At 34.2% G+C, this 16,967-nt stretch carries 18 protein-coding genes and 1 other RNA gene; 7 read left to right on the forward strand and 12 right to left on the reverse strand.

Going from position 1 to position 16,967, the window contains the following annotated elements; translation table 11 throughout:
- Positions 1-68: 68 nt before the first annotated feature.
- Positions 69-473, reverse strand: a complete 405-nt coding sequence (gene psiE, locus BAU23_RS13455) for a phosphate-starvation-inducible protein PsiE (RefSeq protein WP_000834468.1) — start codon at positions 471-473, stop codon at positions 69-71.
- A 71-nt stretch (positions 474-544) separates the two neighbouring features.
- Positions 545-901, reverse strand: a complete 357-nt coding sequence (locus BAU23_RS13460; protein WP_000712644.1) for a winged helix-turn-helix transcriptional regulator — start codon at positions 899-901, stop codon at positions 545-547.
- 164 nt (positions 902-1,065) lie between these two features.
- On the opposite strand from BAU23_RS13460, the gene BAU23_RS13465 reads away from it, so the two are divergent.
- The 3 genes from BAU23_RS13465 (at position 1,066) to BAU23_RS13475 (ending at position 3,078) form a co-directional block, all read left to right on the forward strand.
- Entirely contained in the window at positions 1,066-1,713 is a 648-nt protein-coding gene (locus BAU23_RS13465) for a nitroreductase family protein (protein WP_071734630.1), read from the forward strand.
- Between the two features lie 155 nt (positions 1,714-1,868).
- Positions 1,869-2,087 carry a DUF896 domain-containing protein gene (locus tag BAU23_RS13470; RefSeq protein ID WP_244159714.1) on the forward strand — a complete coding sequence of 73 codons (219 nt, stop codon included), beginning with the start codon at positions 1,869-1,871 and terminating at the stop codon, positions 2,085-2,087.
- A gap of 433 nt (positions 2,088-2,520) precedes the next feature.
- On the forward strand, positions 2,521-3,078 hold the full coding sequence (locus tag BAU23_RS13475; protein ID WP_071734631.1) for a cysteine hydrolase family protein: 558 nt from the start codon (positions 2,521-2,523) through the stop codon (positions 3,076-3,078).
- A 40-nt stretch (positions 3,079-3,118) separates the two neighbouring features.
- On the opposite strand, the gene BAU23_RS13480 is transcribed toward BAU23_RS13475, so the two are convergent.
- Positions 3,119-3,553 carry an Lrp/AsnC family transcriptional regulator gene (locus tag BAU23_RS13480; protein WP_002099310.1) on the reverse strand — a complete coding sequence of 145 codons (435 nt, stop codon included), beginning with the start codon at positions 3,551-3,553 and terminating at the stop codon, positions 3,119-3,121.
- A 428-nt stretch (positions 3,554-3,981) separates the two neighbouring features.
- Here BAU23_RS13480 and BAU23_RS13485 point away from each other — a divergent pair, with 428 nt between their 5' ends.
- Positions 3,982-4,947 carry a DUF4822 domain-containing protein gene (locus BAU23_RS13485; protein ID WP_071734632.1) on the forward strand — a complete coding sequence of 322 codons (966 nt, stop codon included), beginning with the start codon at positions 3,982-3,984 and terminating at the stop codon, positions 4,945-4,947.
- A 271-nt stretch (positions 4,948-5,218) separates the two neighbouring features.
- On the opposite strand, the gene BAU23_RS13490 is transcribed toward BAU23_RS13485, so the two are convergent.
- Positions 5,219-5,650, reverse strand: coding sequence for an Lrp/AsnC family transcriptional regulator (locus tag BAU23_RS13490; protein WP_071734633.1), 432 nt, complete (start codon positions 5,648-5,650; stop codon positions 5,219-5,221).
- A gap of 167 nt (positions 5,651-5,817) precedes the next feature.
- Here BAU23_RS13490 and BAU23_RS13495 point away from each other — a divergent pair, with 167 nt between their 5' ends.
- From BAU23_RS13495 to BAU23_RS13505, 3 genes are all read left to right on the forward strand, one after another.
- Positions 5,818-6,399 carry a beta-class carbonic anhydrase gene (locus tag BAU23_RS13495; protein ID WP_071734634.1) on the forward strand — a complete coding sequence of 194 codons (582 nt, stop codon included), beginning with the start codon at positions 5,818-5,820 and terminating at the stop codon, positions 6,397-6,399.
- 55 nt (positions 6,400-6,454) lie between these two features.
- Positions 6,455-6,904: a cyanase gene (gene cynS, locus BAU23_RS13500; RefSeq protein WP_071734640.1), complete on the forward strand. Its 450-nt coding sequence runs from the start codon at positions 6,455-6,457 to the stop codon at positions 6,902-6,904.
- A 128-nt stretch (positions 6,905-7,032) separates the two neighbouring features.
- Positions 7,033-8,313 (forward strand): purine/pyrimidine permease, encoded by a 1,281-nt coding sequence (locus BAU23_RS13505; protein WP_071734635.1) that lies wholly within the window; start codon positions 7,033-7,035, stop codon positions 8,311-8,313.
- A gap of 51 nt (positions 8,314-8,364) precedes the next feature.
- Here the strand turns inward: BAU23_RS13505 and alo are convergent, their stop codons facing one another.
- The 8 genes from alo to smpB all read right to left on the reverse strand — a co-directional run bounded on the left by alo (position 8,365) and on the right by smpB (position 16,864).
- Positions 8,365-9,903 carry an anthrolysin O/cereolysin O family cholesterol-dependent cytolysin Alo gene (gene alo, locus BAU23_RS13510; protein WP_071734636.1) on the reverse strand — a complete coding sequence of 513 codons (1,539 nt, stop codon included), beginning with the start codon at positions 9,901-9,903 and terminating at the stop codon, positions 8,365-8,367.
- 525 nt (positions 9,904-10,428) lie between these two features.
- Positions 10,429-11,181 carry an iron ABC transporter ATP-binding protein gene (locus BAU23_RS13520; RefSeq protein WP_000590055.1) on the reverse strand — a complete coding sequence of 251 codons (753 nt, stop codon included), beginning with the start codon at positions 11,179-11,181 and terminating at the stop codon, positions 10,429-10,431.
- Positions 11,178-12,242, reverse strand: a complete 1,065-nt coding sequence (locus BAU23_RS13525) for an iron chelate uptake ABC transporter family permease subunit (RefSeq protein ID WP_071734637.1) — start codon at positions 12,240-12,242, stop codon at positions 11,178-11,180. Before BAU23_RS13525 ends, BAU23_RS13520 begins: the two co-directional genes overlap by 4 nt.
- On the reverse strand, positions 12,239-13,255 hold the full coding sequence (locus BAU23_RS13530) for an ABC transporter permease (protein WP_000042058.1): 1,017 nt from the start codon (positions 13,253-13,255) through the stop codon (positions 12,239-12,241). Before BAU23_RS13530 ends, BAU23_RS13525 begins: the two co-directional genes overlap by 4 nt.
- A gap of 19 nt (positions 13,256-13,274) precedes the next feature.
- Positions 13,275-14,288 carry a siderophore ABC transporter substrate-binding protein gene (locus BAU23_RS13535; RefSeq protein ID WP_000753449.1) on the reverse strand — a complete coding sequence of 338 codons (1,014 nt, stop codon included), beginning with the start codon at positions 14,286-14,288 and terminating at the stop codon, positions 13,275-13,277.
- A 394-nt stretch (positions 14,289-14,682) separates the two neighbouring features.
- Positions 14,683-15,360, reverse strand: coding sequence for a response regulator transcription factor (locus BAU23_RS13540; RefSeq protein ID WP_071734638.1), 678 nt, complete (start codon positions 15,358-15,360; stop codon positions 14,683-14,685).
- Between the two features lie 556 nt (positions 15,361-15,916).
- Positions 15,917-16,271, reverse strand: a transfer-messenger RNA (tmRNA) gene (gene ssrA, locus BAU23_RS13545).
- Positions 16,272-16,396: 125 nt separating this feature from the next.
- Positions 16,397-16,864 (reverse strand): SsrA-binding protein, encoded by a 468-nt coding sequence (gene smpB, locus BAU23_RS13550; protein ID WP_001123900.1) that lies wholly within the window; start codon positions 16,862-16,864, stop codon positions 16,397-16,399.
- Between the last annotated feature and the right edge of the window lie 103 nt (positions 16,865-16,967).

Below are 16,967 nucleotides of genomic sequence, written 5' to 3' on the forward strand. Positions count from 1 at the left end.
ACATTGTAAACTTTCAAGTAACTTGAAGGTCAAGGTGTAAAAAGTAGCACAAACAAAAGTCTGCACTACTACCCTTTCTTCAAATCCCTCATATTTGATATGTATAAAGCAATAACTAAAATAAGAATTGCCCCTGCGTATAATAACGTCTCCATTGGTTCCTCATGAGACACGATAATTAAACGAATTAACGCCGTAATTCCGATATAAATAAAATAACGTAACGGGAAATGATAATTCGACTTAAAATACTTAATAATTAATGCGATGAACTCGAAGTATAGGAAATAGACGATGATACTCTCAACTAATTTATACGATGTATACTTCTTTGCTGAAAATATGTATTGAATAAAAGTAATTGTTTCGTTAATTAAAAAAACCGATAAAACAATGGACAATATGATTAACGCTATATTTAATATCCACTGTAAAACACTAGCTATAAAATGATCGATATCAAATGACTTCATTTTCTCTTTTAGCTCCCCTTCGTATAAGTACTTATTTATTATAGCAAAATTATACTTACAGAAGTGTTAAATCAAATATGATCGTCCTCTTTCACTATCACTTCACCATTCGGATATTTATGCTTAATATAGTCGCTTCCCCAATCACAAAGTACTTTTAAACCTTGTTTTAATGATTGTCCCTGTTCTGTAAGAGAGTATTCAACTTTCGGCGGCACTTGATTATATACTTTTCTAGATACAAGTCCATCCTTTTCAAGCTCTTTCAATTGTTCAGTAAGCATTTTTTGTGTAATACCGGTTACCAATCGTTTTAACTCACCCGTTCTTGTCGGTCCGCTTGTTAAATGATATAAAATGTGGGATTTCCACTTCCCCCCGATTACATCCAAAACGACTTCAATTCTATTGTTATACTCTTTTTTCATATTGAACTCCTTCTGTATTTTGATAGGCACTTTCTCGTGCCTATGTCACGAGATGGTGTCTATATCACGGAAAAGTGCGTACTTTTCATAGTACCTGTACTATACCATAATGATGCATGTAAGCAACTTATAACAGAACATCAACTTAGTGGAGGTATTTTAAAATGACAAAAGAAAATCGTACTACGAATTTTTATGATGTGATTCGTGAACGTCGTTCCGTTCGCTCTTATGATCCTTCAGTTACAATCTCTGATGAAGAAATTAAAGAACTTTTAGAGGAAGCAATGCTAGCACCAAGTAGTTCTAACTTAAACCCATGGCGTTTCATGGTAATCACAGATCAAGATTTAAAAGAAAAGCTTCATCCAATCGCATTAAATCAACCACAAGTGTTAGAGGCATCGGCTATGATCGTAATTTTAAGCGAAAATAACGCCCATGAATTCGAACATATCAATAAAGTGAATGAGCGTGCAGTAGCTGCTGGATTCATGACAGAAGAAATTAAAACCAGACTAAACAACAGTATTCGTGAGTTTTATGCACCTGTAAGTGAACAAGGAAAAAGAGAATGGCAAATGCTTGACGGTGGTTTGCTAGCTATGCAATTTATGCTTGCTGCAAAAGCGAGAGGATATGATACCGTCCCAATGCTTGGCTATAACGTTGAAGAATTCCGCAAAACATTTAACGTTCAAGAAAACTTAACTGACGTTTTAATGATTGCATTAGGCAAAGCAAAAGAGCCAGGATTCCCATCAGTTCGATTAACTGTAGATGAAGTAACGTCTTGGAATGGCGAGTTTTAATCACCGTGTTTATCGTACTTTTGGAATGAAAGTACGATAAACACTATTAACGAAACTATGATGGTAGCAACCATAATCATAATGCAAAACTACAATCTAATCGAATAATACAAAAAAGAAAGGTGGAGAAAACAATGCTTGAAGTTTTAAATTGAATTAATGAATTAGCTAAAAAACAAAAAGAAAAAGGTTTAACAAAAACAGAATTAAATGAGCGCACAGAATTACGCGAGGAGTATCTTCAAATTATTCGCGGTCAAATCAACACCACTGTTACAGGATTAAAAATATTAGATCCTTTAGGAAATGACGTGACTCCTGAAAAATTAAAAGAGCTACAAAAGCTATCACTAAACACAGATAACAACGCATGAAAATACCCAGCTCCTTTGTTACTTAATGATTCATCTAATAGTACGTTTGCTTAGATGCATCATTAAGTTAATATCTACTTCCCCATCCACTTTCTGTTTCTAAACCAAAAAACCACAAACAAATTGTCCCATCTTTTCTTTGCATCCTTTAGCTTTTTCACAATGAAACCATATGCGTCAAAATCTTTTCATGACGTTATTACTTCCACATAGTTGCAATTTATATAATAACGGTACAGTACAAATAACTTGCTGTATAAAGTGAAACTTTAATCAGTGGGGGTTTTCTTCATCACCCACTGATTATTAGTTGAACCAATCGGGCTTTTACGGGCAGTTGATCCCCCACCTAACTTCTTTGCTTTCGCTGAATTTTGAAGTGGTGGTCTTACTGCCCGTTAATGCGGGATAAATAATTGTGGGGGGATTAATGATGAACGAAGCGTTACTATTAGTCGACATACAAAATGATTACTTTGAAGGCGGCAATATGGAATTACATCAACCTGAAAAAGCCGCACAAAAAGCGAAAGAAGTCTTGAAAGTATTTCGTGAAAAACATAAAACAGTTATTCACGTACAACATATTGCGAACAATGAAGGAGCTACTTTCTTCTTACCTGAAACAGTAGGTGTTCAAATTCATGATGATGTACAACCGATTGCTAACGAAAGAGTCATACAGAAACATCACCCTAACAGTTTTTTAAGAACCAATTTATTTGAAACATTAAAAAAAGAAAAAATAGATCAACTGGTCATTTGCGGTATGATGACTCATGTATGTATTGATGCAACAGTACGCGCTGCCAGTGATTTAGGATTTCAATGTGTTGTAATTGAAGATGCTTGTACAACAAAAGATTTAGAATTCCAAGGAAATCTGATCCCCGCAGTACACGCTCATCAATCGTTCATGAGTTCGTTAGAGTTTGGTGATATTTATGCAAAAATCATGTCGGCAAACTGTTTTATAAACAAGAGCAAATAAAAAATTACAGTTCCATATAAAAAAAGAAAGAATAAATCTCTTATTCTTTCTTTTTTTCGATTGTCTTAATGACAGTATTTATACGATAATCACCATAATGTAAAACATCTGCAAGAGTCTCTTCTAATTGCTGGTGCGAAGATGTGTGAAGAATCATGATATAACACCCATCGCCACTTATACGATACATTTCAGTAATTAAGTCCGTTTTTTCAAAAAAAGTTTGAATTTGATTATGATAATGTGGTGCATGCAGAAATAGTGTAACAAACGTCATAATAGACCCTTCTAACTTAGCCCTGTCGATATCTATCGTATATTTTTGAATGACACCCGCCTCTTCTAATTTATTAATTCGTTTCCCAACAGCCTGGCCAGTCAAATGTACTATCTCTCCAATTTCCTTCCAGTTCATTCTAGCGTTTTCTTGTAGTAACTTTATAATTTTAAAATCTGTTGAATCAAACATGGACATCCCCTTCCTATAGAAATCACCTTCTATAAGATCATCATTTCCCCTACAATTCATCTTAAAAACTTTTACAATACACTCGATTAACTCTATTAAGAATTACATTACTGTTAACAGCTTTCCTTCTTCCTTTACTATGTATTTTTCGATTACTCGTAGGTATCAGAAAAAAATTGATAAGCGTTCGAAAGGGCATCCAGTAAGCTAGCGATTGTTTTTTATAAATATGAAAATTTTTTAGGAATTAGTTTATCTTTTTTTAATGATTTATTTAGAGGGAGTTTATACTCGGGGATTAACATGATAAACGTAGTAACTAACTTCGTTGCTCCCACCTGAATCTTTTCATATAACAAAATTTTAGAAGGACGAACTGCTACTATAATCGCAAACCGTACTAACTAAAATCATACAATAAGGAGACGATAAAAATGAACAAAAAAACAAAAGTACTATCATCCATACTGCTAGGATTCACATTAGCATTAACAGGTTGCGCTGGCACGAAAGCTGAAGAAAATCATAGTAAACAAAAACAAGAACAAGCTGCGAAAGATACTAAAAAGGAAAACAAGTTAACTAAAGGGCAAAAAATGGCTAATATTCTTAGCGAGACAAATTGGCAAGGTACAAGAGTGTATGACAAAGATAAAAATGACTTAACCAAAGAAAATGCAAACTTCATTGGTCTTGCGAAATATGATGCGAAGTCTGGAAGATATGAATTTTTTGATACTAAGACTGGTGCAAGTCGTGGTGATAAAGGAACTTTCTTTGTCACAAATGATGGGAAGAAGAGAATATTAATTTCAGAATCAATGAAGTATCAAGCTGTTGTTGACATGACAAAGCTAAATAAAAATGTATTTACCTATAAAAGAATGGGGAAAGATGCTAACGGTAAAGATGTAGAAGTCTTCGTTGAACATGTTCCATATAAAGAAAAAGAGCTTTCTTTCACGGATCCGGATAAGCAGCTAAACTCTACTACAGGTGCTATCGTTAAAAACGTTGATGGAGATAAAATTTTAGGCGGAACCCTTTGGTATGGAACAAAGGTATTAGATGAAGCCGGTAATGATGTAACGCAGTTTAATTCGAATTTTATAAGTCTAGCAAAATTTGATGACAAGTCTAATAAATACGAGTTCTTCAATAGCGAAACAGGTCAAAGCCGCGGTGATTATGGCTACTTCGATGTTGTACACGAAAATAAAATAAGAGCTCATGTTTCAATTGGAAATAATAAATACGGTGCGGCTCTTGAACTTACTGAACTGAATAACAAGAAATTTACGTATAAGAGAACTGGTAAAGACCAAGTGGGTAAAGACATAACTATATTCGTTGAACATGAGCCTTATAAAGGTGATATGAAACCACAATTTAACTTTTAAAAACGTTTGATTACAAATCCTGTACTGAGCTACAGGATTTTTTTTAAGGAAAAATCATTTATGGTTCCCTTGAAAAAAATTGTCTTATATCCCCCTCAACAATTCAGCCCGATTGTTGAATATAATATCTCTCATTTTTTAACAGCTTTAAAAAGCCTTACTACACATAAATTGTAGTAAGGCTCCGACTATTTAAGATAAAAATTTTATTATCTCTATACAAATAAGGTTTAGCAAATAATGTTACTATCCCCTCCAAAGAAAAGAAACCTTATTTCAACTTTCCTATTGATAAGTTAACACGATAGTTCCCGTACTTTAATAGTCGTCCTAGAAATTTATCTAAGTCTTCGTTGGAAACAAAATGTGTTTTTAATAAATAACACCCCTCACCACTTATACGGTGTACTTCAGAAATCCCTTCTTCTCCTTGAAAGAAATTCATAAACTCTTGGTGATTAGCTGTTGTTACGAACAAAGTAACAAATGCAGTCACTACTTGTCCTAATTTGATTCGGTTTATTGCAATTGTATATTGTTCAATAATCCCTAAATCCTCTAATCTTCGAATTCGATTTCCTACGGCCTGCCCCGTCATATGTATTTTTTGACCAAGTTCTTTCCATTGTATTCTTGAGTTTTCTCCTAATAATTTCAGTATCTCAAAATCTGTTTGATCAATGATATAAACCAATCCTTTCACCGTGAAAGTAGAAAGCCCGAAAGTGTTTCGCCAACTTATTCTGCTTATCGATACAATTCACTATACTTAGTTTATCCTCTTACATCACATTATTTATCAGTTATATTTACTTATAACACAGAGGATGCAACAAAAAAATACATCTAGATTTAAAGGAGGTTACAAATATGTTATTACAAGAAATTCTATCGTTCAATGAACAATTTGTAGAAAATAAGGAATACGCTCCTCGTGAAGCGACAAAGGTGCCTAAAAAACGTATGGTTGTTGTTTCTTGCATGGATGCTCGTTTAATTGAGCTACTTCCAAAAGCTTTAGATATACACGATGGTGATGCAAAAGTTATCAGAAATGCAGGTGGTAAAATTGCTTCTGCTTTCGATAGTGTTATGCAAAGTGTTGTAGCGTCAGTATACGATTTAAATGCAGATGAAATCTTCCTTATTGGACACCATAGATGTGGCGCGAGCCAAACGAATCCAAAAGGAACACTTCAAAAAATATTAGATCGTGGAGTAGCTTCAACAGAAATTTTATCAGCTATTGAATATGCTGGTGTTGACCTTGAAAAATGGTTATTTGGATTTGATGATGTCTGCGATTCAACTCAGGCTAATGTTGATTTAGTAAGAAATCATCCACTTATTCCAAAAGATGTTCCTGTACATGGTTTAGTTATTGATCCTCACACAGGTAAATTAGATGTAGTGGTTGATGGATATAAAGCGTTAAATGGTGAAACAAAATAATAATTATTACGTACATGAAGGGAAGTTATTAGATATGAAAAAGCAAGTATTAGATATGAATAGACAAGAAGCTACGCAAAAAATTCTAGAGGCAAAAATTAAAAAAGGGTTAACATGGGAAGAAATTTCAAAAGTAAGTGAAAACTCTGAGACCTGGGTTGTAACAGCGTTATTAGGACAAGCTACAATGACACGTCCAGAAGCAGAAAAAATCGGTAAACTATTAGAATTAGATGAAGAAGTAGTTCAAGCATTAACAGTAGTTCCACTTCGTGGCCAAGTAATGGAAATGCCTCCTACTGACCCGATTGCATATCGTTTATATGAAATGATGTTACAATATGCACCAACTATTAGAGAATTAATCTTAGAAAAAGCCGGCGAAGGTGTAATGAGTGCAATTAACTTCAACCTAGGTGTGGATACACAAGAAGATCCCAAAGGTGGCGACCCTCGTATCGTGATTACACTTAACGGAAAATTCTTGCCATTCCGTACATGGTAATTAATTGAAAAATCTATTTATATAATTAAAATAATTTTATAGATTTAAAAAATCCATCCTTTTTAATCTAACTGTATAGAAAGGGTGGATTTTTACTATGAAATTCTTTTTCGGCAAAGGAGACTAATATGAATAAAAGATATTTTGATACGAGCTTTAGTATTCTACAGTGGTTTGTGTTTTTATTAGCAAATGCAATTGCATTGCCTATAATTATTGGTGGCATATTCCATTTATCAATAGAAGATATCTCAACATTAATGCAACGAACTTTTTTAGTTGTGGGAATAAGCTCATTTATACAAGCATGGTTTGGGCATCGTTATCCCATTGCGGATGGCCCAGCCGGTTCATGGGTAAGTATATTTGTCATATTGGGACAAGTCGCTATGCATCAGGGACAAAGTGCAAAAGAGGTATTACAACTTTTAGAAGGTGGATTAATTATTGCGGGTATATTACTCTTCGTCCTTGGTATAACAGGGCTTGTTCATGGAATCTTACGTTTATTTACACCGTTAGTTACAGGAACTTTTCTTTTAATCTTAGCACTTCAGCTTAGTGGTGTGTTACTAAAAGGAATGATGGGATTACAAGGATCTGCAACTCATCCCGACTATACAATAGCTACTATTGCGCTCTTTGTTTTTGCCCTTATTACTTTCTTATCAATTAAAGGGAAAGGATGGATGAAAAGTTACGCTGTGTTACTTGGAATTTCATGTGGTTGGCTTTTGTATGCAGTATTAGGAAAATCATCTCATATGCCTTCACATACAACGCTAGTTAAGTTACCAGAGATATTTGCTTGGGGCACACCCAGATTCGATATTGGAATGACTCTAACTGCGACTTTATTTACATTTCTTTTAGTTGCAAATACAATTGCTGCTATTTCGGCTGTAAAACAAGTGGCTCCGTTATCTAAAAAAAATGAAAAGCAAACACTGAACCGTGGTGTATGGGTCGGAGGTATATCACATATTATCTCATCATTGTTCTCTACAATTGGAATTGTACCCTTACCTGCATCAGCAGGATTTATTCAACTAACAGGTCAAAAAAAGGTGAAGTCGTTTCTTATAGCAAGTCTTATATTAGCAGGTATTTCTTTTATCCCCTCAATTGTAAGCTTTATATCCTTGCTACCAGGACCTATTGCTAATGCTGCACTTTTAGCAACATTTGTCCAAGTAATAGGCATTTCATTTCAATCCATTTTACGTGAAGAATTAAATCAACGCCGATTAACTATATTAGGAATTTCATTATTAATCAGTTTGGGTATAATGTTTCTTCCAGAAAGTGCATTTAGCGGAGTTCCTTCTTCCTTACAATATGTTTTAAGTAACGGATTACTCGTAGGTACTATGATCGTTATTTTGCTAGAACAGTTTTGGAAAGAGTAAAATTTGTGACTAAGTAAAAAAGCGCCCTGATTACAGGGCGCTTTTTTATACCTAATGACTAATACTAGCCGTTGGGTATAATGTTGTTCCTCCAATTGAAACTTTTATTTCATTTGTTAATGGAACATTTTGTTCATTAATAATTGTTCTCCACCATTCCCATGCAAGACCAGTACATTCTCTAGCCACGATTTTTATATTTTTTGAATTTGGTGGAAGAGGAATAACTGTAGAGTAATGAGCTGTTTTGTCTCTGCCACTACCATCCCATGTTTTATGTGTTAGTACTTCTTTCCCATTTTGATCAAATGTGAATTCATCCCAAGATACATCAAATTGAGCAACGTAAGCGCCGTAATGATCAAGTGTCATTTTAGCACTTGAATATTCTGTAGTTGTCGTCTCAATATAATCTGTATTGTTATGAACAGCAGCAGTTGCATTATCTTTTAAGAAAGTGCTTGTATATGAAATTGGATATGCTGGATTTTTAAAACTTAATTCAGCATTATCTTTAATGATATTTCGGATTTCATTGAAATCTTTTGTAACAACCTTGTTATGCTCTTTCGCATCTCCGCCTAATACTACAGCAGTAAAGGTACTTTCTTCAAAAATATCTTTGTACTGTCCGCTCGTTTCGACGCTGTTATTCTTAAGTAAGGCTTTAAAAGCAGCTTGTACATCTTTACTCTTAGATGTGGTTTCTAATTTTACATAAACGGTTCTACCATAAGCTACATTTGAAACCATAACAGGTGGAGCTGAATTACTTACTCCTTTACGAGTTAACTCATCAAAAGTAACACTATTATCAAAAAGATCGGATGGATTGTTAGGTAGCTCAGCACTTACGGTATAAAATATTTGCTTATATGCCGCCACCATCACTTTTTTTTCTCCATTTGCAACCGCATTAAAATCAATGTTTAGACTGTTATCAAGATATTTAGCGTTAACATTAAGGGCACTTGCGATTTGTGATTTACTATAAACCATAGATTCTGTATACTGCATTCTTGCAGGTAACGTATGTGTTTTAGAATACTTTTCATTCCAAGTAGATACTAAATCATCTACTGCTCCAGCCACATTACCATATATCGGATTTTGGACAGTAATTGTATTTTCTTTTCTCATGCCAGGTAAGTCTATACTAATATTCAAAGGTTTTCTCTTAGCCACTAATAAACTCGGTTGATTGTCTGCAAAAGCTTTATTTGCAAGTTGTACCGCTCCTGGATACGTACGATTCACCACAGAATCAATAATCGAAATATCGACTGGTGAAGTTGTAAGTGATTTTTTCTCGCGTTCCACTACTACAAATTTACCATTTGAATTGATACTTTCTTTCGGAACAAAACTCTCTACTTTATCACCATTTACAGCTAAAACCTCTTGATTATTATATTTAAGGCTTGCTATACCTGTATCAATACCACTAGCATTTTTGGTTACATCAGTTGCATTACCTACTTGTGTTTCTGCGAAGGAAATAGATGAATAATTAATAGTGCATAGACTAACTAATAAACATGCAAGGAACTTTCTTTTTTTAGTGTTTTTCTTAATATTCAGAAAAATCACCCCGTTCTTTTTTTAGTAAAATATTATAATGATTGATAAATGATAGCTAACTAATAAACCTACATAAATGCTTTTAAAAGTTCTTGAATTAACGGGATTACGCCACCTACAAATTTCAAAACTGCCATTGCGATTTCCATATTATTTCCTCCTTTTTTATTGCTACGAAAATGTGATTAATCTTTATGCCCTCATTATAGTGACACCTTACACTTTTATCAATACACTCTGATATGCAATATTACATATAAAAAACAAGCTGAATTCTTATAAGAAGTTATACAGAGAAAATTTTTCCGTTTGGTAGATACTTGAAAAATTGAAGCATTCCTTTGCATTTTATGAGTAATTTACAAGTTTATTGTTGGAATCATCGCAGGACTGGAAGTAATGAAATACCCGTGGGACTGTTACCAACAACCAGAAACATTAAGAGTTATCATGGGCAATCGCATAAAAAAAAGCTGCTACCTATAAAATACAGACAGCAACTTTAACTAGAGTATACAATTTGATTTTCTATAACTAATAAACAGCGATTGGCCCATAAGGGCCATTGATAATTTCTATTTTTGTTTCAAAAATATCTGTTAAAATTGTTGGGTCCATAACCTCTTCTACTGTTCCAAAAGCAGCAATTTGTCCATCCTTCATAGCACAAATTTTATCCGAATATTTGGCTGCAAAATTTATGTCATGCATAACAGTCAAAATTGTTCTTCCAAATTCATTAGCTGCACGTCTCAAATGCTCCATCATTTGAACAGAACGAGCAACATCAAGGTTGTTCAGAGGCTCGTCCAAAAGCACATATTCAGTCTCTTGGCACAATACCATCGCTACATATGCCCTTTGTCTTTGACCACCAGAAAGCTCATCTAAATATCTATTCTCTAAACTAGTTAAATCTAAGAAATCGATATATTTAGAAATGATAACCTCATCTTCTTTAGTTAATCTTCCCTTTGAATAAGGAAAGCGCCCAAATCCAACTAGTTGTCTAATAGTAAGCCTCGTTACAAAATGATTTTCTTGTCGCAATATAGTCAAAATTTTTGCTAAGTCTTTTGATTTGGATTCAGAAACATCCATATTCGCTACTTGAATTTGACCTTCATCCATATCCAAAAGTCTTCCAATCATCAATAGTGTCGTTGACTTTCCAGCGCCATTTGGTCCAATTAAAGAAGTAAAGCCCGCTTTTGGTATTTCAATATCCAAAGGTCCTATTTTTACCTTATCAGTATAGAACTTTTTAACATTATCAATTTTTATCATAAAGCCCTCTTCCTTAAAACTATAGTTAAGAATATGATTCCACCAAATAATTCAATAATAACTGAAACTACACCTTGAGCATTGAATACATGATACATTAAAAAGTATGCACTCGTCATTATTAAAAATCCTATTGCAAAAGCCATTGGAAAAATATATCTATGATCATAAGTTGACGCCGCCTGATAACTCAAAGTTGCCACTAAAAAGCCGTAGAACGTAAGTGGTCCAATTAGAGCTGTTGAGATGGACATCAAAATAGCAACTAATACAAGCGTATAAATTACACTAGGTTGATATTTAACCCCAAAGGAAGTAGCAACATCCTTTCCAAGTGATAAAATATTCAACTTCTTAGAATGAGCAAAAATTAATACCGCTACAATTATAATCATAGGAATTACAACAGGAAAATATGCAGGATCTGCATGATTAACAGAACCAAATAATTTCGCTTGTAAAATATCAAACTCTGAAGGCGCAAGTAGCTTTCTCATAAAAGCTGACACGGAATTCAGTCCAGTACCAATAATAATTCCAACTAAAAGCATAAGTTGTAAATTCCCGTATTTACCGGAAAGTAACCATCCATAAAGTATCAAACTCATCAAGACCATAGCAACAACTTGGAATAAAAATGATCCAATTCCATTAAAGTTTATTAATGCACTAGCACCAAAGAAGAATATTGTACTCGTATGAATTGCTGAATAAAGTGATTCGAAACCTAAAAGCGAAGGAGTAATAATCTTATTGTTCGTAATAGATTGGAAAGCAACTGTCGACAAGCTATGGCAAACTGCAGCAATAATCATCGCAACAATAGCTATTATCCTTCTCTTAACAACTGGGATAAAAGAAGGTGAATCTATCGGAACTGGATTGTTATAAACTAAAAGTCCATATGAAGAAAGGAGACCTAAAGCGATCAATGTTATTAGTACAATCCAATAACGTCTTGCTTCCTTCTTAGAACGAAAAGCGCTAGCTGATCTACTTTCATTATGAAGGCTAGAATCGATTTCGACATTTTCTTTATTTCTATAGTCTAATGTGATCATCGCAGCCTCCTTGGTTTTCTTTTTCTCAATAAAATAGTAATAAATACGACTGCTCCCACTGTTGCAAGTATTAAAGAAACAGGCACTTCAAAAGGTTTTATAATTGTTCGAGAAATGATGTCACAGGCAGTTATTGTCCCCATTCCGATCACACATACCCAAGGTAAATTACTCCTAAGATCATCTCCCCTAAACATTGAAACAATGTTTGGAACAATTAATCCCAAGAAAGGTAAGTTTCCAATAACAGCTGCAACAATTCCAACTGCAACAGAGATAAGGCCAGTCCCAAAAAGAACAATTCTATTGTAATTAACTCCAAGGCTTGTTGCGACATCTTCTCCTAGTCCAGCTAAAGTCAATCTATTAGCATACATAAAAATAAGAAAAGTAACGATAACAATCAGCCATAAATATTCATATCTTCCCACCTGAACGGTAGCAAATGAACCTACGAACCAAGTTTCAATACTTTGCGTCATTTGAAAAAGGAGTCCCAAAAAAGTAGACACTGCAGAAATAACTGCTCCAAGCATCAATCCAATAATAGGGACAATTAAAGACGAACGAAGTTTAACTCTTCTTAAAAACAGAAAGAAAATCATAGTTCCTATAAAAGAAAAAATGATTGCACCAGTCATTCTTTGAACTAAAGTCGGGGCAGGAAATAATAAATATACAAAAAGCAGGCCTAAGCCTGACCATTCAATAGTCCCCGTTGTAGTAGGTTCAACAAAACGATTCTGTGTAATTAGTTGCATTACGAGCCCCGCCATCGCCATTGCAGCTCCAGTAAGCATTAATGCAACTGTTCTCGGAACACGAGTGATGAAAAACATCTCCATTCCGTCCTCTTGTCCACGTATATCATAAACTCCAGTAAACAGTGATATAATCCCTAAAATTATAACAACTATAATCGCTATTATAAAAGGTTTTGTCCATATTTTATTGTGATTATAAAACTGGGGTTGAGAAATATTCTCAACCCTAGAAATCATATTTTTTGACACTGTTTCGTACTCCTTTACACTACTTAGCTAAAGTTTTTGCGATATTTCCAAATAACTCTATATAAGTCTGAATTGATTCATTTGTGTAAGTATCTGCTGGTGCATAAACAACTTGTTTTTTAGAAACAGCAGTTGTGTTTTGAAGAGCTGGTGATTTAGAAATAACATCTTGAGCAGGAGCTGAAGTAGCAGCATCAGATGTTGCAGCATCACGATCTAATACGAAAAGCCAATCAGGATTTGTTTGTGCAATAGCTTCAACAGAAACGTCATCACCTTTATGACCTGCAGTAGAATTAGCAACTTCTAGTGCTGGAGTCCAACCGAAAATTTCATACATTGGTCCCCAAACGCGACCAGAATGTGGAGCAGCAAAACCAATATTTCCACCAGTAACAATAACACTCATAACTTTATCTTTTCCATTATAAGCAGATTTTACTTTTTCAATAGATTTATCAAAATCAGCTACTACTTGTTTAGCTTCTTTATCTTTATCAAAGATTTTCCCTAAAGTAATTGTAGAATCTTTAAGTCCTTTTACTAAGTTTTCGCCAGGCTTAGTAGCTTTCTCAGAAACATCAACATTAAGGTCAATAACAGCTGCATTTGGCACTAATTTTTTGATTTCTTCGTAATGACCAGCAAATCTTTGACCAACGATTACAAGTTCAGGGTTTGCTGCTGCAATAATTTCAAGATTTGGTTCGCGGTGATTCCCAATATTTTTAACTGAATCATCTTTTACATATGCTGAATCTGCAGGCATTACATCCTTTGGAGCAGCCGCTAATTTAATTCCCCAATCAGCTAAAGTTTCAAAAGTTCTATTATCTAAAGCAACTACATTCTTTGGATTTACAGGGACTTTAACAGTTCCATGTGCATCAGTGATTTCAACCGTTTTTTGCTTATCACTACTATCACCTTTATTAGCTTTCGAAGTTTCCTTACTTGAATCTGAGCAAGCTACTAACATTAAAGTGAAAATTGCTAGAATACTTACTAATTTTAAAAGCATAGTTTTTTTCATACGTATACTCCTTATTATGTAATTTAGTTTGAAAATGATGACGTCCATAGATTAAATTAGATAGTAACTTTTATGTATCTAAATTGCTATTGATAATCATTTTCATTTGAATATCCTGTTAATAAGTATAGTCATTAATTCTGTGAAAATCTTGTGAATGGTGTGAGTTAATAAAATTAAAAATAAATTAGATACAGTCTCATCTAATGCGCACCAGAGTCATCCCCCACACGTACTAACCAATAGATTGGCACCTTATAAACCATGATTTCTACTGCAAAAAAATGCCCATTAATAGCTAATTTTTTCATAATCCATTGCCTGATAGCAATCTTCTTTTTATAGTTTCCGTCTTTTAATATTTCACAGAAACTATTTTATTATCTTATTTTTATCATTCAACCATTGAATAGCCTCTGCCATGTATCGTTTGAATATATCTGTCTTTCTTCTCGCACTTTAACTTTTTTCTTACATACCCAATATATAAATCTACTACATTTGGATTTACTACTACGTTATCTCCCCAAACCTGGTTCAAAAGCATTTCACGGCTCAATATTGTATTTTTATTCTTGATTAAAAATACAAGTAAATCGTACTCGCGCTTCGTAAGCGAAAGATTTTCACCACTTTTTTTCACAATATTGCTAGATGCATCAACAAAGAGATCTTTAAACTGAAAAAAGTTTGTCTCATTTTGCTGGATATATTCACTTCTCCTTAAAATAGCTTGAACCCTTGCTACTAATTCTTCTTTCACAAATGGTTTTCTTATATAATCATCTGCTCCTGCTTGTAACCCTGCTATGCAATCCTTACTAGAAATATTGTCGGTCACAATAATGATCGGTGTCGTTTTAACAAGTCGTATTTGTCTGCAAATTTCTGGCCCCGATATATTTAATGAATCCCAATCCAATATGATAATATCCCAATCTTGTTCATATACTATATTTAAACCTTGGTTTTCATTGTGAAGTTTTAAAATGAAATGGCCTTCTTGCGTTAGACCGCTTACGATTTTCTTTGCTAAAGACCTTTCATTCTTAATTACTAACACCTGCCTCACCGATGGTTCACCTCTACTTCAATATAACTTGGTTAGATAAAAAATCATCTCAAAAAAATATTTTAAGATTTATAAATATAAAACCCCTAAAAAAAGCCATTATAACAGCTTATTAGGAGAACTCAATATAATCTTACAATAGATATGAATAGAAACACAAAGGATATGAAGATTTAAATACATATTATTTAATCATTAAGGGCATCTATAGTATCTATCTGCTTATCATCAATAACTATTTCTTCATTTTCTGTTTTAGGGGTACCGCCCTCCCCCCCCCATCAACTTAAGCATTTTATAAAACTACAAAATAAAAAACGGTAGTCTTTCTATTTTTCTACTTATAAATACTTGTGTAGAAGTGATTTTGTTGTTTATTTAGATACGATTGTGATTTTTAAGAGATAACATACAAGATGCATTTAGAATGGAATCGAAAGAACCGAAGACTTAGAGGGACCATAACTTTGCCACAAACAAAAAGAACCATAACCCCGCCAACCTGGCAAAGTTATGGTTCATACCATACAAAATAAAAAAACCACCAAATATGTATTGGTGGAGACGGTGGGAGTCGAACCCACGTCCAAAAATATCGGCACTTAAGCTTCTACGAGTGTAGTCGATATATTAGCATTTCGCGAACTCTTCGGCCTATCGACAGGCTTCCAAGTTGCTAGTCTGATTATTCTCTTCCTTCGCCCTCAGACGGCGAACTCCGGCGTAGTCCACTTAGTTTGAGTCCCTTACCCTACCACATGGACGATGGAGGGAGGAACCTTTAGTGCAATTAAGCAGCTAAAGAAAGATTGTTTTGTTTGCCAATTATAGGCTTTGACGTTTTAACGAGGCCGATCCCCTCGACTCGCAACCTAAGCTCGAACTATCCCTGTCGAATCCGTAACGTCCCCATGATAAAAATGGAGCATACGAAGAAATATCGTGATAGCTACTAAGAGCTGTTTTTCAATGTGCAACAATCTTACATAAGTTATTATATCATACGCGCGCCGTTTTACAAATGTAAATATCTGTATTACATCTTTTGGCGATCACGGAACACGCGTGCAATTTCACGTTTAGCTTCTTTCTCTTTTAAATCATGACGTTTATCATATTGTTTCTTACCTTTTGCTAAACCAAGTGCCATTTTTGCAAATCCATTTTTCAAATAAATTCTAAGTGGAACTAATGAGTAACCCGTTTCTTTTGCAGCTCCCGCTAGCTTATCAATTTCTTTTTTATGAAGAAGTAATTTTCTCGTACGAAGTGGATCATGGTTAAAACGATTCCCTTGCTCGTACGTATTAATATGCATATTATGAACCCATACTTCACCATTATGTACACGTGCAAACGCATCTTTCAAGTTCACGCGTCCAGCGCGAATCGACTTAATTTCCGTTCCTTGAAGGACAAGCCCTGCTTCGTATGTTTCTTCGATGAAATAATCATGAAATGCTTTTTTATTTTGTGCAATAACCTTACCTGAACCTTTTGGCATATAACGTCCCTCCTCTATTTTTACTATTGTAACAAATGTTAATAAAAAGCGAAAGTGGCTCGCTCAGAATGTGAGATGGATGGAGCTTCTGACCGCGAGGCGC

The organism is Bacillus nitratireducens, assembly GCF_001884135.1.
In the GTDB taxonomy this organism is placed as follows: Bacteria; Bacillota; Bacilli; order Bacillales; family Bacillaceae_G; genus Bacillus_A; species Bacillus_A nitratireducens.